Here is a 17,852-nt window from a genome sequence, read left to right as displayed (position 1 = left end):
TTCTCGCTACACGCCTGCATTTTTGAACAGGGTGCTGATCGAACCGCCTTCAATAATGATGCGTGTTGCTTCCGCAAGCAGTGGAGCAACCGACAGCACAGTGAAACGGTCCGGACGATTGTCAGGCAGGAGAATAGAGTCGGTTACGACTACTTCTCTAATACTTGGAATATCCAAACGCTCAATAGCATTTCCGGAAAACAGAGGGTGAGTAGCGCACACGTACACATCTTCCGCGCCACGTTCCTTCAAGCTTTCGACTACATTGACAATCGTTGTGCCGGTATCAATCAGATCCTCGATAATAATCGGTGTCTGACCTTCAACATCACCAATAACATGGGTAATCGATGACTCATTGTGTGCCGGACGCTTCTTGATCATAATCGCGAACGAAGTGTCCAAGTAGTTGGCAAGCTTCTCGGCAGTTGAAGCGCGTCCTGCATCTGGCGATACGACAACTGGGTTTTTAATATTTTTCGATTTCAAATAATCGCTGAGCAGATCAAGAGCTGTCATATGATCGACCGGAATATTAAAGAAGCCCTGAATCGCTGGTGCATGCAAGTCAATCGTAACGACGCGGGTCGCCCCAACTGTCGTCAATACGTCTGCAACCATTTTTGCGGTAATCGGTTCCCGCGGCGAGGATTTACGCTCCTGACGGGCATAACCGTAATACGGCATAATGATGTTAATGGTTTTCGCCGAAGCCCGTTTCGCCGCATCAATCATTACGAGCAGCTCTACGAAATATTCGTTGATCGGATGCGAAAACGATTGAACCAGAAATACGTCGCAGTTCCGGATGGTTTCTTCATAGTGGACATAAATTTCGCCACTCTTGAATCTAGACATCTTAATGGCGCCGAGCGTCAATCCTAAATCCGAAGCAATCTTCTGAGCTAGTTCCGGATTAGACGATCCCGAGAAAATACGCAACTTGTCGCTTAACATAATACCCTCCTGAGCGTTTAAACCAGATAAGTTTTACCTGACTAGGCTTTCAATGCGCAACGCCTGCTTGCCCTAGCTTGTGCTCTGGGCACAGCCCGTTTGCGCTTGGTCAATACCATTATACATCGAATTGCTAATAATTCAAAAATCAATACTGACTAATTTTCGACGATCAAAGGTCGCGAGCTGCGAAAAACCGACTTCTTTCAACATCAGACGCGCTTGATCAAGGTATTGTGCCAGTCTTTCTGGCTGATGCGCGTCCGAGCCGACCGTAATGGGAATGCCCAGCTTATGCGCATATTCCAGCATTCTGCGGCTCGGAAACATTTCCTCCGCTGGCGTCCGCAAGCCCGATGCGTTCAATTCAATCGCAACGCCATGCCGCTTGACAGCTTCGAGCGCTGCATTTTCCAAATGCGTCACATCTTCCTCCGGCTTAAAGCCGAAACGCTTGATTACATCGATATGCCCAATAAAATCATAAAGCCCTGTGGCCGCCGCCTTCTGCACTGCATCATAATACTGCTCATACACCACCAGCCGGTTTTTGCCTTCCCAGCCATGCGTCTGCCGAAAATCAGTAATATCCCACTCGCCTAGAAAATGCACCGAGCCAATTACGTAATCGAACGGATATGCTTTAAGAATATCCTCGATCTGCCGCTCGTAACCTTCGATATAATCCCCTTCTAGCCCAACACGTATATCGATTTGATGTCTGTACTTCTCCTTAAGCGTCAAACATTCCTCGACATAACGCGGCAGCTCTTCCATCGGCATAGCCATCTCTGGATAATACGCTGCCGGATCGACATGGATTAGGGGCAGATGGTCGGACAGGCCGAGCTGATCAAGCCCCAGTTCAATGCCCTTCTGAACATATTCCTCCAGCGTGCCCACTGCATGCCCGCAGCGAACATGATGCGTGTGGTAATCGATTAGCATAAGACAGCCCCGCCTTCCCCTTTTACTGATATGAATGAAAACCGCAAAACGCGGCAACCCGCCTGGCTAGGCTTTGGACTGCTCGCGTTTCATTGCATTATTGCTGGCTGGTTTCCCGTGGCGCTGCACAAGCTCCTGCATCACATCATCGAGTGGCAGGCCTCGCTGTCTAAGCAGCACCAGCAAGTGAAAAATCAAATCGCTCGCTTCAGAGCGCAGCTCGTCGTTATCCTGATTTTTCGCCGCGATAATCGCTTCGGTTGCTTCCTCGCCAACTTTTTTAAGAATTTTATCGATGCCTTTATCGAATAAATATGTCGTATACGCACCTTCTGGACGCTCCGCATGACGCTCGGCAATGACGGTTTCCAGACTTCCCAAAATGGCAAAGCGATCGCCACCTTGGTGGGCTGCGCCTGCAGCTGCCCCAGTTAACGCAGAATCTACGCTGGAATTGGCCTCATTTGCTTGATCCGCCAGCTCGATATCATTGAAAAAGCAGCTATAGCTTCCTGTATGGCAAGCAGGACCGACTTGATGAACACGTACCAACAGCGTGTCGCCGTCGCAGTCATAGGATAAAGACTCAATGCGCTGCGTGTGGCCGCTCGTTGCGCCCTTGTTCCACAGCTCGCTGCGCGAGCGGCTCCAGAACCAGGTCGAACCCGTTTCCACCGACAGCTTGAGCGAATCCTCGTTCATATAAGCGAGCATCAGCACTTCCTTGCTCTGCGCATCCTGAACGATCGCTGGCACAAGGCCGTCTTCGCTCCACTTAATCTGCTTTAACCAGTCTGTCATCTGACCTCCACGCCCTTCTGCCGCAAATCATCCTTCACTTCGCGAATCGTCATTTCTTTGTAGTGAAAAATCGTCGCCGCCAGCGCAGCGTCCGCCTTGCCTTGATCGAAAACATCACTGAAATGCTCAATGCGGCCGGCTCCGCCCGAAGCAATAACCGGAATGCCCAGCTTGCCGGATACAGCAGAGGTCAGCGGCAGATCAAAGCCGTCCTTCGTGCCGTCTGCATCCATGCTCGTCAGCAAAATCTCGCCGGCGCCCAGCTTCTCAACCTCGCTCGCCCACTCCAGCGCTCTAATGCCTGTCGCCTGACGGCCGCCGTGCGTATAGACTTCCCACTCGCCCCATGCAGCGTTAAATTTCGCGTCAATCGCGACAACGATGCATTGGGAGCCGAATTTGCGCGAGCCATCGCGCACGAGCGTAGGATTTTTGACTGCAGCCGTATTAATGCCGATCTTGTCCGCACCTGCGCGCAACAGCCGCTTCATGTCATCCACATGCGAGATGCCGCCACCAACAGTGAACGGAATCGTAATTTCGCCCGCCGTGCGTTTGACGACCTCGATCATCGTAGCCCGGCCTTCAACAGAGGCGGAAATATCGAGAAATACGAGTTCATCCGCGCCTTCGCGGTCATAGGTAGAAGCTAACTCCACCGGATCGCCAGCATCGCGCAGGTTAACGAAATTTACGCCTTTAACGACACGGCCGTCTTTGACATCGAGGCATGGAATAATACGTTTTGCCAGCATTTTGCACGCTCCTTTATATTAGACTCATCTAGTGCTGCGCCTGCTACATACAGCCTGTAGATATTCATTTTTTGTGAAAAATAACGTTTTTCGATCGATACATACATGGTGCTGGAAAGTGACCTCCAAGTGAGGGAGCCAGCGACTAGGCTAGGCCTTTCCGCTGCCAGTCAATGCGAGGAAGTTTCCAAGCAGCTGCATGCCCAACTCGCCGCTTTTTTCCGGGTGGAACTGCATGCCGTATACTTGCTCACGCCCAACGATAGCCGTTACCTGCTGATAATAATCGGTCGTAGCCAGCAGATCGCTGCCCTGCTCTGGCTTTGCATGAAAGGAGTGGACGAAATACACATGGCCCTCTTCCAGTCCTGCGAATAGCGGGCTTTGCTCCTGCTCAAAGCTTAGCTTGTTCCAGCCCATATGCGGGATTTTGTAGTCGCCTTGGAAGCGGATGACCTTGCCTGGCAGAAGACCGAGGCCCTCGTTGTCGCCGTATTCCTCGCTCGCGGTGAACAACAGCTGCATGCCGAGGCAAATGCCAAGCAGCGGCTTGCCAGAGGCGGCATATTGCTTCACAACCTCACCCAGCTTCGTCTCGCGCAAATTGCCCATCGCATCACCGAAAGCGCCGACACCTGGCAAAATCGCGCCATCCGCTGCTAAAATTTCCTGCGGATCATCCGTTACAACCGTTTCATAGCCCAGACGCTCAACCGCTTTGCTGACGCTGTGAAGGTTGCCCATGCCGTAATCGATGATCGCAATCATGCTACAGCACTCCTTTCGTCGAAGGCACTCCTTGTACGCGAGGATCAATGCTCGTCGCTTCATCCAGCGCTCGGCCAAGCGCCTTGAATACCGCTTCAATCATATGATGCGTATTCTGGCCGTAATGTACGATGACATGCAGCGTAATGCGCGCTTCCAGCGCCAGCTTCCATAGAAACTCTTGTACCAGCTCCACAGAGAAGCTGCCTGTCTGGCTTGAAGGATACTCCGCACGGTATTCGAAATGCGGGCGGTTGCTCACATCGATAATAACCTGGGCCAGCGCCTCATCCATCGGTACGAATACGCTCGCGTAGCGCTTGATTCCGCGCTTGTCGCCGAGTGCTTCACGCAGCGCTTGCCCGAGGCAAATGCCGATATCCTCCACCGTATGGTGGTCGTCGATTTCAATATCACCTTTCGCATCGACCGTCAGGTCGAACTGTCCGTGCTTCGTGAACAAATCCAGCATATGGTTCAGGAAAGGCACATCCGTCTCAAGGTTGGTCGTCCCGCTGCCGTCTACCGAAAACGCCAGCTTGATGTCTGTTTCATTTGTTTTGCGAGCTACTTCCGATACGCGTCCTGTCAATTCCGCCATTACCGATTCCTTCTTTCTTCTTGTAAAATAAATGCTCGTTTTGTTTTATATTGGCTCACCTTAGTCCTGCTCGTTAACGCCCTTCGCGCTCCAAACGAATTTGGATCGCCCGTGCATGGGCTTCAAGCCCTTCCTGCCGGGCCAGCGTCATAATTTTGTCGCCATTGGCGAGCAGTGCTTCCTTGCTATAGTAGATCAAGCTTGATTTTTTTAGAAAATCATCCACATTGACCGGCGAGGAAAATCTCGCTGTCCCGTTCGTTGGGATGATGTGGTTCGGTCCGGCAAAATAATCGCCAACCGGCTCCGAGCTGTAAGGGCCGAGGAAGATTGCCCCGGCATTTTCGATCAAGCCGAGCAGACTCATTGGATCGACTGTCAGCACCTCCAGATGCTCAGGCGCCAGCTTATTCACGACGTCGATGCCCGCTTTCAGTGAATCGACCATCAGCACGGCGCCGTAGCTGTCGATAGAGGCACGCGCAATTGCTTGGCGCGGCAGCGTCGCCAGCTGGCGCTCCACCTCAGCAGCTACCGCGTTTGCGAGCTGCTCCGACGGCGTTACGAGGATGGACGATGCCATCTCGTCATGCTCCGCCTGAGACAGCAGGTCAGCGGCAATATAAGCCGGATCAGCAGATTCGTCGGCAAGCACGACGATTTCGCTCGGGCCGGCGATGCTGTCGATATCGACAGCGCCAAATACTTCGCGCTTAGCCAGCGCGATATAAATATTGCCCGGCCCGCAAATTTTATCAACGGGCGCAATCGTTTCCGTACCATGGGCGAGTGCGGCAATCGCCTGCGCTCCGCCTACGCGGTACATCTCCTTGACCCCTGATTCCGCAGCGGCCACGAGAATACCTGGATCAATGCCGTCCCGTCCGCCAGTCGACGGCGGCGTGACCATTACGATTTCCGGCACGCCAGCCACCTGGGCCGGAATAACATTCATGAGCACGGACGACGGATACGCCGCCTTGCCTCCGGGCACATAGACGCCGACCCGCTTCAGCGGGCGCAATATTTGCCCGAGCAGCGTCCCGTCCGGCTGCAGATCCATCCACGAGTTGCGCTTCTGCTTCTCGTGGAAAGACCTGATGTTGACAGCGGCCTCGCGGATCGCTGTCAGAAAAGCGGCGTCCACCTGCTCATACGCCGCATCAATTTCCGCCTGCGTCACGCGAAGCTCCGCCGCCGTCAGCTCAGCCCTGTCCAGCTTTGCCGTATAACGCAGCAAAGCGGCATCTCCTTCTTTGCGGACGTCTGCAATAATCGTCCGCACCACTTCATTTTGCTCCGGCGATCCGTATTCCACCTCGCGCTTCAAACCGAACTGCTCTGCTCGCATAATTCTCACAATCGCCAACCCCTTTCCTTTAAAGCTCTGCACCATCTGCTTTGTGGCTCTGTTTCATCTACTTCTATAGCTTGTGCTTCCGCAATCCTAAAGCTTCGCACCAAGCGTTTCCTGCAATCTATCACAGAGGCTTTGAATCGCCTCGTTTTTCATCCGATAGCTGACGCGGTTCGCAATCAAGCGGCTCGTAATGCCGAAGATGGACTCCATCTCGACCAAGCCGTTTTCACGCAGTGTCTGCCCTGTCTCTACCATATCGACAATGCGGTCAGCCAGGCCAATAAGTGGCGCAAGCTCAATCGAGCCGTTCAGCTTAATCACCTCTACCTGCTGACCCAACTCGCGAAAATATTGCGAAGCCACATTCGGATATTTCGTCGCTACCCGCGGATTTATAACCGGCTTCCAGTCTGGCAGCCCGATTACCGACATCCGGCACTTGGCTATGCCAAGATCCAGCAGCTCGTAAACATCTTTATTTTCCTCCATCAGCACATCCTTGCCGACGATTCCAATATCTGCGACGCCATATTCCACATAAGTAGGCACATCTACAGGCTTTGCCATTATAAACTCCATGCCTGCTTCCGGCAGCTCAATGATCAGCCTGCGCGTATCGTCAAAATCACTTGGAATCGGCAGTCCCGCTTCGCGAAACAGCTTTGATGCCTGCTTGTAAATCCGGCCTTTTGGCATAGCCACCTTCAAAATCTCTCTGCCTGCTCCGCTCACTTGCCATCCCCTCCAAGCATTCCATTCAATCCTTCGGTAAACAGTAAAAACTCCACATATTCTACGCCTTTGAAAATAAACCGTCCAGACGTGTTCTTCGAAAGCTCCGCTGCTTCTTCTTTCCCGATACGCTCTGTCACAACTGCCGCTCCTTGGCTTCTGAGCTGCTGCGCGATTGCCAGCGCCGCTTTGCGCTCCGTCTCATCGTAGCCAATCAGCACGCGCTCTGCCTTAGCAGGCTCATCTTCATTGCCGAGCACTTCCAGTATCCGCGTCGTCTTCAGCGCAAAGCCTGTTGCTGGAGCCGGACGGCCGAATTGAGCAAGCAAATTGTCGTATCTTCCGCCGCTCACTACAGGGAATCCAAGATCCGCCGCATAACCTTCAAAGGTCATGCCTGTATAATAAGAGAAATCGCCGATCATCGTCAGATCGATCAGCACATGCTCGCTTAGTCCGTAAGCGTCGAGCACGTCCCACATCTCGCATAAATGCTGGATAGACGCCTGTGCCGTCTCATCTGCGCTTAATTCAAGCGCCTGCTTGCATACCTCCTGGCCGCCGCGCAGCCTTAAAATCCCTTCCAGCTCGCGCTTTACAGGCTCCTCCAGCGACAGCTGGCGCAGCTGCTCCCGATAGCCGACGTAATCGCGTCCCAGCAGGCACGCTTTAAGCTGCTCCTGCTCTTCCTTGCGTCCAGACAGCGATTCCTCGAACAGTCCGTTCAGGAAGCCGACATGACCGATAGCAATCTTGAAACGTTTTACGCCAGCTGCCTTCAAGGAAGCAATAGCGAGCGCCACAACCTCCGCATCCGCATCAGCCGAAGCATCGCCAACAAGCTCAACGCCCGTCTGGAAAAACTCGGCTTCCCGGCCCGCTTCCTCTTCAATTGCACGGTACACATTCGCATGGTACGACAGTCGCAGCGGGAATGGGGACTCCTTTAATAGCGAGGATACTACACGCGCAATAGGTGCTGTCATATCCGAACGCAGTACAAGCGTTGTTCCACGGTTGTTGAGCAGCTTAAACAGCTTTTGGTCAGAGGTAGAGCTTGCTACCCCTACGGTGTCGTAATATTCCATAGTTGGCGTAATGATCTGCTCATAGCCCCAGCCCTGCATACAGGCAAGAGCCGCATGCTCAATTCGGCGCAGCTTTGCAACAGCCTCCGGAAGATAATCTTTAACACCAATCGGTTTCTCAAATACTTTTGGTTTAGACATCTATTTTCACCCACAATTTACTTTAGTATGTTAACGCGTTGCCATATTAGCGATCTGCCAAAATAAAGTACCTAGACGTTATGGTAACATGAAGCTTCTGCTCCGTCAAGATTAGAGCTTTCCCGAAAATTACGATTTATAATGAAGATGCCAAGGTTGAGGAAAGCCGCTACTAATACAATAGGTGCTTCCATGAACATGAATAAAGCTGATGCTCGATAGACCATCAGCTTTATTCATGTTAGAATTAGCAGATTTAGCTGTGATCCTCTGGGCGGCTCCCTTTTCCAATTTCCCGAATTGGGTTCCCGCCAACGAAAGCATGGGCTGGAACATCCTTGTACACGACTGAGCCAGCGGCTACCACCGCATGATCACCAATCGTAACACCCGGCAAAATCGTCGTGTTTGCACCAATCATTACGTTTGCCCCTATTTTTACATCGCCAAGCCGGTATTCGCGAATTAAATACTCATGCGTAAGAATCGTCGTGTTGTATCCGATAATCGTATTATCCCCAACCTCAATCCGTTCCGGGAAAAAAACATCCACCATCACCATCAGCGCGAAAGCGGTATGCTGACCAACCTTCATGCCAAGCACACGGCGATAGATCATATTTTTGACCGGCAAAATCGGACAATAACGGGCCAGCTGAATGAATATGAAATTACGAACCGCCTTGAAGCTGCTGACCGTGCGATAGACCTGCCAGAGCGCATTAGGACCCTCTACCGGATAACGTTCGACATTACGCAATTTATCTCCGCTCCAATCCTGCGAAAGCGTACAGCTCCCGCATATCATCAATGACATACTGAGCGCCAGAATCTCTAAGCAGCTGTGCCCCCTTCATCGACCAGGCTACACCAACGGACAAAGCACCAGCCGCCTCAGCGGATAAAATATCGACGGAGCTGTCGCCCAGCATCAATGTCGTCGCCGGATCTGCACCAAGCGCAGCAATCGCCATGCTGACAGGCTCTGGATGCGGCTTCGGATGTGTGACATCATCAATGGTCACAACCGTGTCGATATAGTCGCTCAAGCCAACATATTTCAAGCCGCGCTCTGTCGTCAGACGCATTTTCGTCGTTACAATGCCGATCTGAATGCCCTGTTCATGCAAATTTTTTATAACCTCTACCACATAGTCGAAAGGCTTCACGTATTCATCGTGCAGACGAAGGTTTACTTCGCGATAAGCCGCTACCAGATGCGTTACATCCTCAAGTCCAGAAAACTGCTGCATTTGCATCGTTAAAGGCTGTCCCATGCTTGGAATAATATGCTCTCTGTTGAAATCCGCCGGAACGACACCTTTCAGCGCATCCAGAAACGAGCGGATAATCAGTTCATTCGTATCAATAATAGTACCATCCAAATCAAACAGCATCGTTTTTATGTTACCTAGCACATCTGTCTCCTCCTAAATCCACTTTAATGCTTCTCTATAAGCCTTTCAAAAAGCTTTACAAAAACATAACGGCTATTGCCTTCGAGAAGGCAATAGCTCGTCTCATCTGAATTTAACTTTTACCTTTATGCTTTTGGAGCATCATCCGTTGCAATAGCCGCATGCTCCACCTTCGTGGAGACGATAGGATCGGAATAATGCTCTTTGGCAGCTCCTGTTTTGCGGCGAATCACGATAAAAGCGATGGCTCCAACAATAAGCAGCAGCGCAAGCAGCTGTGAAATCCTCAGGTTGCCATAAGACGGGTCCAAATAGCCCGGCTGGAACAAAATCGTCATCGGCGACCAAAGAGCGTCCACAAGGTTTACCAGCCACGCTGGGCCATGGAAGGCCAAGCTGTCCGTACGCACCATCTCAATGTAGAAGCGTCCGAGGGAATACCAGATGAAATAGCTGGCTAGCAATTCACCCGCACGCAGGAAGCGTTGACGACGCAATACGCAAAGCAGAATGATACCTACAAGACTCCACAGCGATTCGTACAAAAAGGCCGGGTGATGGAAGACGCCATTCACATTCATTTGATTCACAATAAAGGAAGGCAGGTGAAGCGTATCACGCAGGAAGCTTTCCTCTACGGGACCGCCATATGCCTCCTGGTTCATGAAATTGCCCCAACGGCCAATCATTTGACCGGCAAGCAAGCCTGGCACGCACACATCGGCGAGTCTCAAGAAACTGTAGCCCTTATAACGGAAATAGAAGAATCCGCATAGGAAGGCACCGATCAACGCACCGTAAATGGCTATGCCACCCTCCCAAATTTTAAACACATCGAGCGGGTTCTCCTTATAATCTTCCCATTTGAAGGCAACATAATATATGCGAGCACAGATAACAGCGGATGGAACGCCAAGCAGCAGCATATCCATAAAGAAATCCGGCTTAATGCCAAAGCGTTTGCCCTCTTGTATCGCCAGCAGCAAGCCTACCAGGGCAGCTGTGCCGAGAATAATGCCATACCAACGAACAGTTAGGGGACCCAGCGAAAAAGCAATCGGGTCAATTAGCGATGTAAGCATCTTTTATTAGCTCCTTCATATCAATCGTAATCATCCGCATCTTCGGCAATAGTTTCGGTCAGCTTATTAGTGAACTGCAGCGCAGCGTTATAGCCCATCCGCTTCAGCCTGAAGTTCATAGCCGCAACCTCAATAATAACCGCAAGGTTACGCCCTGGTCTTACAGGAACAGTTACAAGTGGAACATCTGTATCAATGATACGCGTCTTCTCTTCATCTAGACCCAGACGGTCATATTGTTTGTCCTGCTGCCAATTCTCAAGTCTGATGACTAATGCAATCCGCTTCTGTGTACGTACGGCACCCGCGCCGAACAGCGTCATGACATTAATAATGCCTAAGCCGCGAATTTCCAGTAAATGACGGATTAATTCCGGAGCTGTCCCGTGCAGCTGGCTGTCAGACGTTTGTCTGATTTCAACTGCATCATCGGCAACAAGCCGATGTCCGCGCTTTACAAGCTCAAGCGCCGTCTCGCTCTTACCGATGCCGCTGCCGCCCGTTATGAGCATGCCCACCCCGTAGATATCTACCAGAACACCATGAATAGTCGCGGTAGGCGCAAGCTTTTTCTCTAGAAAATCTGTAATCCGGCTGGTCAAAATTGTAGTTGCCACATGACTGCCAAGCACGGGAATTTTCGTTTTATTCGAATAAGCTATCAGCTCATCGGGCGGTTCCAGTCCGCGGGTCAAAATAATACAAGGCGTGTCTGAATGGCACAGACGCTCCATCCGCAGTCTACGCTCCTCTGACGTCAACGTGCTGAGGAACGTAATTTCCGTTTTTCCTAACAGCTGAACTCGCTCACTCGGAAAATAATCAAAATATCCGGCCATTTCAAGCCCAGGACGATAGAGGTCATCAACCGTAATAGCACGCTTTAAGCCTTCTTCACCCGATATGATTTCCAACGAAAAATGCTGCACTAATTCTGATACTTTCACTTTTTTAGGCATAGCATGGCCTCCTTATATCACAACAGCGTATGTAAGCTAATTACCAATGACTTCATCGTATAGGAAAAAAGCGCCGAAAGCAACGTCTTCCCGCTTTCTGACGCTCAAATGAATGATACTCTTCGCCAATTTATCCTCAGTGGAATAACAAAAAGCTGTTGGACGAATCCAACAGCTCTTTTATGAAATCTATAATGGCTTTAGCAATTAGTTTTCGAAAATGTTAAGCTCGGACTCTGTATCGAACAGGTGAACTTTGTTCATGTCCAAAGCAAGTTTAACGGTCAGGCCATCACGCAGAGCGGAACGTCCGTCTACACGTGCGATAACTGTGTCTGTGCCAATACCGTTCAGGTACAGGTACATTTCGTGACCCAGGTTCTCTGCAACTTCGATCGTAGCGCTAACGATCGTGTTAGGCGAAGCTTCCATAAACACAGGCTCTTCATGAAGATCCTCTGGACGAATACCCAAGATTACATCTTTGCCAATGTAGCCTCTGGAACGAAGTGTAGCCGCTTTACCCTCAGGTACAACTACATCTACGCCAGTAGCTTTGAAACGAACAGTACCGCCTTGCTCCGTAACTGCCCCTCTAATGAAGTTCATGGAAGGAGCACCGATGAAGCCAGCAACGAAAATGTTAACGGGGTGGTTATAAAGAACTTCCGGAGAAGCTGTTTGTTGAATAAAGCCATCTTTCATAACAACAATACGATCACCCATCGTCATTGCTTCGATTTGGTCATGCGTTACATAGATTGTTGTTGTTTCAAGACGTTTAGTCAGCTTGGAAATTTCAGCACGCATTTGACCACGAAGCTTCGCATCCAAGTTGGAAAGCGGCTCATCCATCAAGAATACTTGCGGCTCACGAACGATCGCACGACCAAGAGCGACACGTTGACGCTGACCACCGGAAAGAGCTTTCGGTTTACGGTCAAGCAAATGCTCGATATCTAGAATTTTAGCAGCTTCACGAACACGTTTGTCGATGTCTGCTTTTTTGAATTTACGAAGTTTCAAACCAAAAGCCATGTTTTGGTATACGTTCATATGCGGGTAAAGAGCGTAAGATTGGAATACCATCGCGATATCACGATCTTTAGGAGCTACGTCATTGACAAGACGCTCACCAATAAACAATTTACCTTCGGAAATTTCTTCAAGACCTGCGATCATACGAAGAGTTGTCGATTTACCACAGCCGGATGGACCTACAAGCACTAGAAATTCTTTGTCCTTGATATCTAAGTTAACGTCAGTTACCGATGCTTTATCAGTTCCCGGATATTTTTTGTAAATGCCTTCTAAACGTACGCCTGCCATGTGAATTTCCCCCTAAAAGAAATTTTCTTATAAACCTATCTTATCCCACATGCCCTCAGATGACTATGCACAAACTTTACAAAAAAACTAATGTCTTTTCGTAACTTTGTACAATAGCAATATAATTTTGACTAAGACGGCGTCACGAAATTGTCGAACATCAAGCCCCGTCTCCTGTTTTAGCTTGTCCAGACGATATAATAACGTATTGCGGTGGATATAAAGCTTCTTCGCGGTTTCGCTTACATTACAGTCTAATGAGAAGAATGTTTCCAGTGTTGCAAGCATTTCTGCCTCTACGAAAAGCTCTGTACGCTTTAGTGATTGCTCCAAATATCGGGCCCGTTGGCTCTCTGGTATGCTATTCAGCAGACGCTCCAGCTGCAAATTCCACGGAAAATGAATATTGCTGCCAACATGGAATTTTCGTCCCAAATTTATCGTTTCGCGCAGCGCAGCCGTCGTTTCTACAATGCCTTTCGCCGGTCTGATCGGATGCGAGACCGCCAGATGGCATTCACCGATCCACTCACTGGCAAGCATCTCATGCAGCCCCAGACAGATGGAAGCCAAGTTATCCTCCACCGATTCTTCATCGTCGTCATCATACAACTCCGAATCCGCTTCCTTAAGCAGCGATACCGGACCCCAAATGAGCCATTCCTGCTCCCGCAGCGGTATTAATAAAATTTCCTCGGCGAGAAAGGAACGCAGCAGCTTCTCCAACTCCACATACGCCGCTTGCTTGGTATTCGAATATTCCGTTACTAATAAAAAAGGAATCATATCGGCAAACAGTTTGCCGCCCGCGGTCAAGTGATCCGGCATCGATTGCCCCGGCTCGCCTGATTCGAACTGCTCCTGAATCCACTCGCCAATACTGCGGGCTGTTTTCTCGCTTTCCGTCAGCTTGCCGGCCGCCTTATCATGCATTGGCATCGTTTCATTCCAGCGCAGCATAAAGCTCAATAAATCCAGCGTACTCGCCTCAAAGCGGCTGCCCTCTATTTCTAAAACCTCTATTTCATGCTCCACTGCTCGGACGGCCACCCACATTTTATCCTCGCGCTGGACACGTTGTCCTTCCAAGGCGGAGCCGCGTCCTGGCTCCCCTGCCTGCAGGTAGTGATTTTTATCTGCTATATCATTCCATTCGGACATTTGCATTTTAAATAGACGAACTGGACAGTCCAAAATGCGCTCCAGCGGTTTCAACCATTCTGTCGTGCTCATTTTCTGCTATCTCCTATCGCAAGCCTCACGAATGAACGCTTTTTCTCGTCATTGTAACATATTGGGGCAGGTATTTCAGCCCATGACCAACAAAAGAATGATCGACAGCATGGAGAACAACGCAGCAATTAAATATAGAAAGGATACGGTTTGCACCTGGTTCAATCCCCACTTCATCAGCGCATGATGGGTATGCAGCTTGTCCGCATGATGCAGTCCTTTGCCACGGACGAGCCGCCGCAGCATGACGATGGAAGTATCCATAATAGGCAAGCCCAGCGCCAGCAGCGGCACAAGCACTGTAATGAAGGTTGCTTTCTTAAATGCACCGTCCACGGCCACAACAGCGAGCGTATAACCAAGAAACGTAGCTCCTGCATCCCCCATAAAAATTCTGGCCGGATAAAAATTAAACACGAGAAAGCCCAGGCACGCCCCTCCTACAATAGCAGCTAAAATCGCCGTTTCAGCCTGCCCTTTGACCAAGGCAGTAATGAACAGCGTGACCGCCGATAAAACACATACTCCAGATGCCAATCCATCCACCCCATCCATGAAATTAATCATGTTGATAAGTGCGAATATCCAGATCGACGTCCCGAGCCAAGCTACCCAATGCGGGAGAAAAAAGAACAGGCCCGAAGCAGGGTTCGTCACCCCTGTTATTTGAATATGGAACCAGAGCGGGAGCGTGGACACCGCGCCATAAACAAGCACTCTAGGCCAGACAGGAAAATCTCTTCCCTCCGCTTTGGCTTTATCATCTAATAATCCAACGGTGACAAGCACCGCGCCACCAGCTGCAATCGTCCAGCTTAACGATGTCATCCCCTGAAAAGCAATAATCGTAACGGTGCATGCCACATAGATCGCTATCCCTCCAAGCAAGGGAATCGGCTGCCGATGAATTTTTCGCGCATTCGGCCGATCCATAATACCGTATTGCAAAGCGAACCTTCTCACAATGGGAACCATTACACTCACAATAGCCAAACTTATAAAAGCCGCCAACCCATACATCATCATAGACGGACCCCTTTGCATCGCTAATCAGCTTGTTTCCGCCTATTGTTCCCTAATGAGCTAAAAATCATGAACACTTTCCATAAATGTCATTGACGCCGAAAAGATTGGAATGTTAAGATTAAACAAAGTTAACTTATCGGAATAAATATACATACAATAAGGAGCGATTATCATGTCAACGATTGTCATCATTTCGGGCAGCCCGAATCCTGGTTCCCGTTTAACCGGCATTACTCAATATATCGAGCAGCAGCTCATTAGCCAAAATATAACACTCAGCCATATTACTGTCGCTTCTTTGCCAGCGGAAGATCTAATTAACGCCCGTTTCGACAGCCCTGCCATTGTGGAAGCAACAGCATTAGTAGAAGGCGCTGGGGCCGTTATTATTGCAAGTCCAGTCTACAAAGCCTCTTTCACTGGTGTTCTTAAAACATTCCTCGATCTATTGCCCCAAAAAGGTTTAGAAGGAAAAATTATTACGCCCTTTTTCATTGGAGGCTCTCTGGCCCATCTGTTGTCTATTGATTACTCCCTGAAGCCTGTACTTGCTTCCATGGGTGCCAAGCATTTTTCCAGCGGCGTTTATGCGGTAGATTCTCAAATTGCTCGTGTACAATTGGATGGTGGGGCAGCTGGATTCGAGCTAAATGACGAATTAAAGCTTCGTCTCGACGCTTCATTAACTGAACTGCTAGCCGAATTAAAGCTTCGCTCCTAATAAAAAAGCATACAAAAAAGCTCGGTATTAGTGATTACACCAATACCGAGCTTTTAAATTTACATATAAACAAAAAAATTCGCAGATTATTTTCTGCAAATTGGCTTTTTAAAAAATGGTGAGTCATGTAGGATTCGAACCTACGACACCCTGATTAAAAGTCAGGTGCTCTACCAGCTGAGCTAATGACTCTCGATGTAAAAGAAATGGTGGAGGGCGATGGATTCGAACCACCGAACCCGAAGGAACAGATTTACAGTCTGCCGCGTTTAGCCACTTCGCTAGCCCTCCATAAAAATGGTGGCTCGGGACGGAATCGAACCGCCGACACGAGGATTTTCAGTCCTCTGCTCTACCGACTGAGCTACCGAGCCGTATAACGAAAAGAAAATGGCGGAGCTGACGAGATTCGAACTCGCGGTCTCCTGCGTGACAGGCAGGCATGTTAGGCCTCTACACCACAGCTCCATAAATTATTGCTTAAAATTGGTTGCGGGGGCAGGATTTGAACCTGCGGCCTTCGGGTTATGAGCCCGACGAGCTACCGGGCTGCTCCACCCCGCGTCATTGTAAAACATATATGGTGGAGGCTGAGGGGATCGAACCCCCGACCCTCTGCTTGTAAGGCAGATGCTCTCCCAGCTGAGCTAAGCCTCCGAAAATATGGTAGCGGCGAAGGGGATCGAACCCCCGACCTCACGGGTATGAACCGTACGCTCTAGCCAGCTGAGCTACACCGCCACATTTTCCCGATTACTTACATTGCAGACCTCGGGATGTACTGCAATATCAACGTGAATTGCACGTTGAAAACTGGATGCGAAAGCCAAATATTGAAACATTTAGCGTGTTGTTTAGGATAAGCCCTCGACCGATTAGTATTCGTCAGCTGCACGCATTGCTGCGCTTCCACCCCGAACCTATCAACCTCGTCGTCTTCAAGGGGTCTTACTAAATTGGGAAATCTCATCTTGAGGGGGGCTTCGCGCTTAGATGCTTTCAGCGCTTATCCCGTCCGTACTTGGCTACCCAGCGGTGCTCCTGGCGGAACAACTGGTACACCAGCGGTACGTCCATCCCGGTCCTCTCGTACTAAGGACAGCTCCTCTCAAATTTCCTGCGCCCGCGACAGATAGGGACCGAACTGTCTCACGACGTTCTGAACCCAGCTCGCGTACCGCTTTAATGGGCGAACAGCCCAACCCTTGGGACCTACTTCAGCCCCAGGATGCGATGAGCCGACATCGAGGTGCCAAACCTCCCCGTCGATGTGGACTCTTGGGGGAGATAAGCCTGTTATCCCCAGGGTAGCTTTTATCCGTTGAGCGATGGCCCTTCCATTCGGTACCACCGGATCACTAAGCCCGACTTTCGTCCCTGCTCGACTTGTAGGTCTCGCAGTCAAGCTCCCTTATGCCTTTGCACTCTCCGAATGATTTCCAACCATTCTGAGGGAACCTTTGGGCGCCTCCGTTACATTTTAGGAGGCGACCGCCCCAGTCAAACTGTCCACCTGACACGGTCCCCGAACCAGTTTCATGGTCCTAGGTTAGAACTCCGATACGATCAGGGTGGTATCCCAACGTCGCCTTCACACAAGCTGGCGCTCATGCTTCAATGGCTCCCACCTATCCTGTACAGATCGTACCAAAGTTCAATATCAAGTTACAGTAAAGCTCCATGGGGTCTTTCCGTCTTGTCGCGGGTAACCTGCATCTTCACAGGTATTAAAATTTCACCGGATCTCTCGTTGAGACAGCGCCCAAGTCGTTACGCCATTCGTGCGGGTCAGAATTTACCTGACAAGGAATTTCGCTACCTTAGGACCGTTATAGTTACGGCCGCCGTTTACTGGGGCTTCGGTTCACAGCTTCGGATTGCTCCTAACCGCTCCCCTTAACCTTCCAGCACCGGGCAGGCGTCAGCCCGTATA

Annotated in this window: 17 protein-coding genes, 7 tRNA genes and 1 rRNA gene (1 of these 25 only partly in view); 1 reads left to right on the top strand and 24 read right to left on the bottom strand. The window is 50.1% G+C overall.

What is annotated here, in order from left to right; genetic code table 11:
• Window positions 1-6: 6 nt before the first annotated feature.
• The 16 genes from MHB80_RS01405 to MHB80_RS01330 all read right to left on the bottom strand — a co-directional run bounded on the left by MHB80_RS01405 (window position 7) and on the right by MHB80_RS01330 (window position 15,198).
• Complete coding sequence (locus MHB80_RS01405) at window positions 7-957, bottom strand: ribose-phosphate pyrophosphokinase (protein WP_338554036.1); 951 nt, start codon at window positions 955-957, stop codon at window positions 7-9.
• Between the two features lie 141 nt (window positions 958-1,098).
• Window positions 1,099-1,905, bottom strand: a complete 807-nt coding sequence (gene hisJ, locus MHB80_RS01400) for a histidinol-phosphatase HisJ (protein ID WP_341280494.1) — start codon at window positions 1,903-1,905, stop codon at window positions 1,099-1,101.
• A 66-nt stretch (window positions 1,906-1,971) separates the two neighbouring features.
• Window positions 1,972-2,706, bottom strand: a complete 735-nt coding sequence (hisIE, locus tag MHB80_RS01395) for a bifunctional phosphoribosyl-AMP cyclohydrolase/phosphoribosyl-ATP diphosphatase HisIE (RefSeq protein ID WP_341280493.1) — start codon at window positions 2,704-2,706, stop codon at window positions 1,972-1,974.
• Window positions 2,703-3,461, bottom strand: coding sequence for an imidazole glycerol phosphate synthase subunit HisF (gene hisF / locus MHB80_RS01390; RefSeq protein WP_341280492.1), 759 nt, complete (start codon window positions 3,459-3,461; stop codon window positions 2,703-2,705). The genes hisIE and hisF overlap by 4 nt, the downstream gene beginning before the upstream one ends.
• Before the next feature lie 150 nt (window positions 3,462-3,611).
• Window positions 3,612-4,229 (bottom strand): imidazole glycerol phosphate synthase subunit HisH, encoded by a 618-nt coding sequence (gene hisH / locus MHB80_RS01385; RefSeq protein WP_341280491.1) that lies wholly within the window; start codon window positions 4,227-4,229, stop codon window positions 3,612-3,614.
• A 1-nt stretch (window position 4,230) separates the two neighbouring features.
• Complete coding sequence (gene hisB, locus MHB80_RS01380) at window positions 4,231-4,830, bottom strand: imidazoleglycerol-phosphate dehydratase HisB (protein WP_341280490.1); 600 nt, start codon at window positions 4,828-4,830, stop codon at window positions 4,231-4,233.
• A gap of 73 nt (window positions 4,831-4,903) precedes the next feature.
• Entirely contained in the window at window positions 4,904-6,190 is a 1,287-nt protein-coding gene (hisD, locus tag MHB80_RS01375; protein ID WP_341280489.1) for a histidinol dehydrogenase, read from the bottom strand.
• 87 nt (window positions 6,191-6,277) lie between these two features.
• Window positions 6,278-6,886 (bottom strand): ATP phosphoribosyltransferase, encoded by a 609-nt coding sequence (hisG, locus tag MHB80_RS01370; protein ID WP_341282825.1) that lies wholly within the window; start codon window positions 6,884-6,886, stop codon window positions 6,278-6,280.
• Window positions 6,887-6,918: 32 nt separating this feature from the next.
• On the bottom strand, window positions 6,919-8,151 hold the full coding sequence (locus tag MHB80_RS01365) for an ATP phosphoribosyltransferase regulatory subunit (protein WP_341280488.1): 1,233 nt from the start codon (window positions 8,149-8,151) through the stop codon (window positions 6,919-6,921).
• A 256-nt stretch (window positions 8,152-8,407) separates the two neighbouring features.
• Window positions 8,408-8,911: an acyltransferase gene (locus MHB80_RS01360; protein WP_341280487.1), complete on the bottom strand. Its 504-nt coding sequence runs from the start codon at window positions 8,909-8,911 to the stop codon at window positions 8,408-8,410.
• 1 nt (window position 8,912) lies between these two features.
• The gene (gene ppaX, locus MHB80_RS01355) at window positions 8,913-9,569 is read right to left on the bottom strand and encodes a pyrophosphatase PpaX (protein WP_341280486.1); all 657 of its coding nucleotides are present in this window, start codon (window positions 9,567-9,569) and stop codon (window positions 8,913-8,915) included.
• A 125-nt stretch (window positions 9,570-9,694) separates the two neighbouring features.
• Window positions 9,695-10,651: a prolipoprotein diacylglyceryl transferase gene (gene lgt / locus MHB80_RS01350; RefSeq protein WP_341280485.1), complete on the bottom strand. Its 957-nt coding sequence runs from the start codon at window positions 10,649-10,651 to the stop codon at window positions 9,695-9,697.
• A 20-nt stretch (window positions 10,652-10,671) separates the two neighbouring features.
• Window positions 10,672-11,610, bottom strand: coding sequence for an HPr(Ser) kinase/phosphatase (gene hprK, locus MHB80_RS01345; RefSeq protein ID WP_341280484.1), 939 nt, complete (start codon window positions 11,608-11,610; stop codon window positions 10,672-10,674).
• Window positions 11,611-11,817: 207 nt separating this feature from the next.
• Window positions 11,818-12,939, bottom strand: coding sequence for an ABC transporter ATP-binding protein (locus tag MHB80_RS01340; RefSeq protein WP_341280483.1), 1,122 nt, complete (start codon window positions 12,937-12,939; stop codon window positions 11,818-11,820).
• Between the two features lie 87 nt (window positions 12,940-13,026).
• Window positions 13,027-14,172 (bottom strand): helix-turn-helix domain-containing protein, encoded by a 1,146-nt coding sequence (locus MHB80_RS01335; protein WP_341280482.1) that lies wholly within the window; start codon window positions 14,170-14,172, stop codon window positions 13,027-13,029.
• A gap of 75 nt (window positions 14,173-14,247) precedes the next feature.
• Window positions 14,248-15,198: an MraY family glycosyltransferase gene (locus tag MHB80_RS01330; RefSeq protein WP_341280481.1), complete on the bottom strand. Its 951-nt coding sequence runs from the start codon at window positions 15,196-15,198 to the stop codon at window positions 14,248-14,250.
• 172 nt (window positions 15,199-15,370) lie between these two features.
• On the opposite strand from MHB80_RS01330, the gene ssuE reads away from it, so the two are divergent.
• The gene (gene ssuE, locus MHB80_RS01325) at window positions 15,371-15,919 is read left to right on the top strand and encodes an NADPH-dependent FMN reductase (RefSeq protein ID WP_341280480.1); all 549 of its coding nucleotides are present in this window, start codon (window positions 15,371-15,373) and stop codon (window positions 15,917-15,919) included.
• Window positions 15,920-16,035: 116 nt separating this feature from the next.
• Here ssuE and MHB80_RS01320 read toward each other — a convergent pair.
• From MHB80_RS01320 to MHB80_RS01285, 8 genes are all read right to left on the bottom strand, one after another.
• Window positions 16,036-16,111 (bottom strand) — tRNA-Lys (locus MHB80_RS01320).
• Between the two features lie 15 nt (window positions 16,112-16,126).
• Window positions 16,127-16,210 (bottom strand) — tRNA-Tyr (locus MHB80_RS01315).
• 7 nt (window positions 16,211-16,217) lie between these two features.
• Window positions 16,218-16,293 (bottom strand) — tRNA-Phe (locus MHB80_RS01310).
• A gap of 17 nt (window positions 16,294-16,310) precedes the next feature.
• Window positions 16,311-16,387: transfer RNA gene (locus MHB80_RS01305), tRNA-Asp, on the bottom strand.
• 19 nt (window positions 16,388-16,406) lie between these two features.
• A tRNA-Met gene (locus MHB80_RS01300) sits at window positions 16,407-16,483 on the bottom strand.
• Window positions 16,484-16,500: 17 nt separating this feature from the next.
• Window positions 16,501-16,576, bottom strand: a tRNA-Val gene (locus MHB80_RS01295).
• Window positions 16,577-16,583: 7 nt separating this feature from the next.
• Window positions 16,584-16,660: transfer RNA gene (locus MHB80_RS01290), tRNA-Met, on the bottom strand.
• Between the two features lie 114 nt (window positions 16,661-16,774).
• Window positions 16,775-17,852 (bottom strand): 23S ribosomal RNA (locus MHB80_RS01285); it runs 1,858 nt beyond the window's last position.

Source organism: Paenibacillus sp. FSL H8-0537, from assembly GCF_038051995.1.
Classification (GTDB): Bacteria; Bacillota; Bacilli; order Paenibacillales; family Paenibacillaceae; genus Pristimantibacillus.
Note: the sequence above shows the minus strand (reverse complement) of the source record. Positions and strands in the feature narration are given on the sequence as shown.

What these genes read in the sequence shown, in the direction of transcription:
- lgt (WP_341280485.1), bottom strand. Translation starts at nt 10,651, where the DNA reads ATGCTTACATCGCTAATTGACCCGATTGCTTTTTCGCTGGGTCCCCTA.
- hisIE (WP_341280493.1), bottom strand. Translation starts at nt 2,706, where the DNA reads ATGACAGACTGGTTAAAGCAGATTAAGTGGAGCGAAGACGGCCTTGTG.
- MHB80_RS01365 (WP_341280488.1), bottom strand. Translation starts at nt 8,151, where the DNA reads ATGTCTAAACCAAAAGTATTTGAGAAACCGATTGGTGTTAAAGATTAT.
- MHB80_RS01340 (WP_341280483.1), bottom strand. Translation starts at nt 12,939, where the DNA reads ATGGCAGGCGTACGTTTAGAAGGCATTTACAAAAAATATCCGGGAACT.
- hisH (WP_341280491.1), bottom strand. Translation starts at nt 4,229, where the DNA reads ATGATTGCGATCATCGATTACGGCATGGGCAACCTTCACAGCGTCAGC.
- MHB80_RS01330 (WP_341280481.1), bottom strand. Translation starts at nt 15,198, where the DNA reads ATGATGATGTATGGGTTGGCGGCTTTTATAAGTTTGGCTATTGTGAGT.
- hisG (WP_341282825.1), bottom strand. Translation starts at nt 6,886, where the DNA reads ATGCCAAAAGGCCGGATTTACAAGCAGGCATCAAAGCTGTTTCGCGAA.
- ssuE (WP_341280480.1), top strand. Translation starts at nt 15,371, where the DNA reads ATGTCAACGATTGTCATCATTTCGGGCAGCCCGAATCCTGGTTCCCGT.
- MHB80_RS01335 (WP_341280482.1), bottom strand. Translation starts at nt 14,172, where the DNA reads ATGAGCACGACAGAATGGTTGAAACCGCTGGAGCGCATTTTGGACTGT.
- MHB80_RS01405 (WP_338554036.1), bottom strand. Translation starts at nt 957, where the DNA reads ATGTTAAGCGACAAGTTGCGTATTTTCTCGGGATCGTCTAATCCGGAA.
- hisB (WP_341280490.1), bottom strand. Translation starts at nt 4,830, where the DNA reads ATGGCGGAATTGACAGGACGCGTATCGGAAGTAGCTCGCAAAACAAAT.
- hisJ (WP_341280494.1), bottom strand. Translation starts at nt 1,905, where the DNA reads ATGCTAATCGATTACCACACGCATCATGTTCGCTGCGGGCATGCAGTG.
- hprK (WP_341280484.1), bottom strand. Translation starts at nt 11,610, where the DNA reads ATGCCTAAAAAAGTGAAAGTATCAGAATTAGTGCAGCATTTTTCGTTG.
- hisF (WP_341280492.1), bottom strand. Translation starts at nt 3,461, where the DNA reads ATGCTGGCAAAACGTATTATTCCATGCCTCGATGTCAAAGACGGCCGT.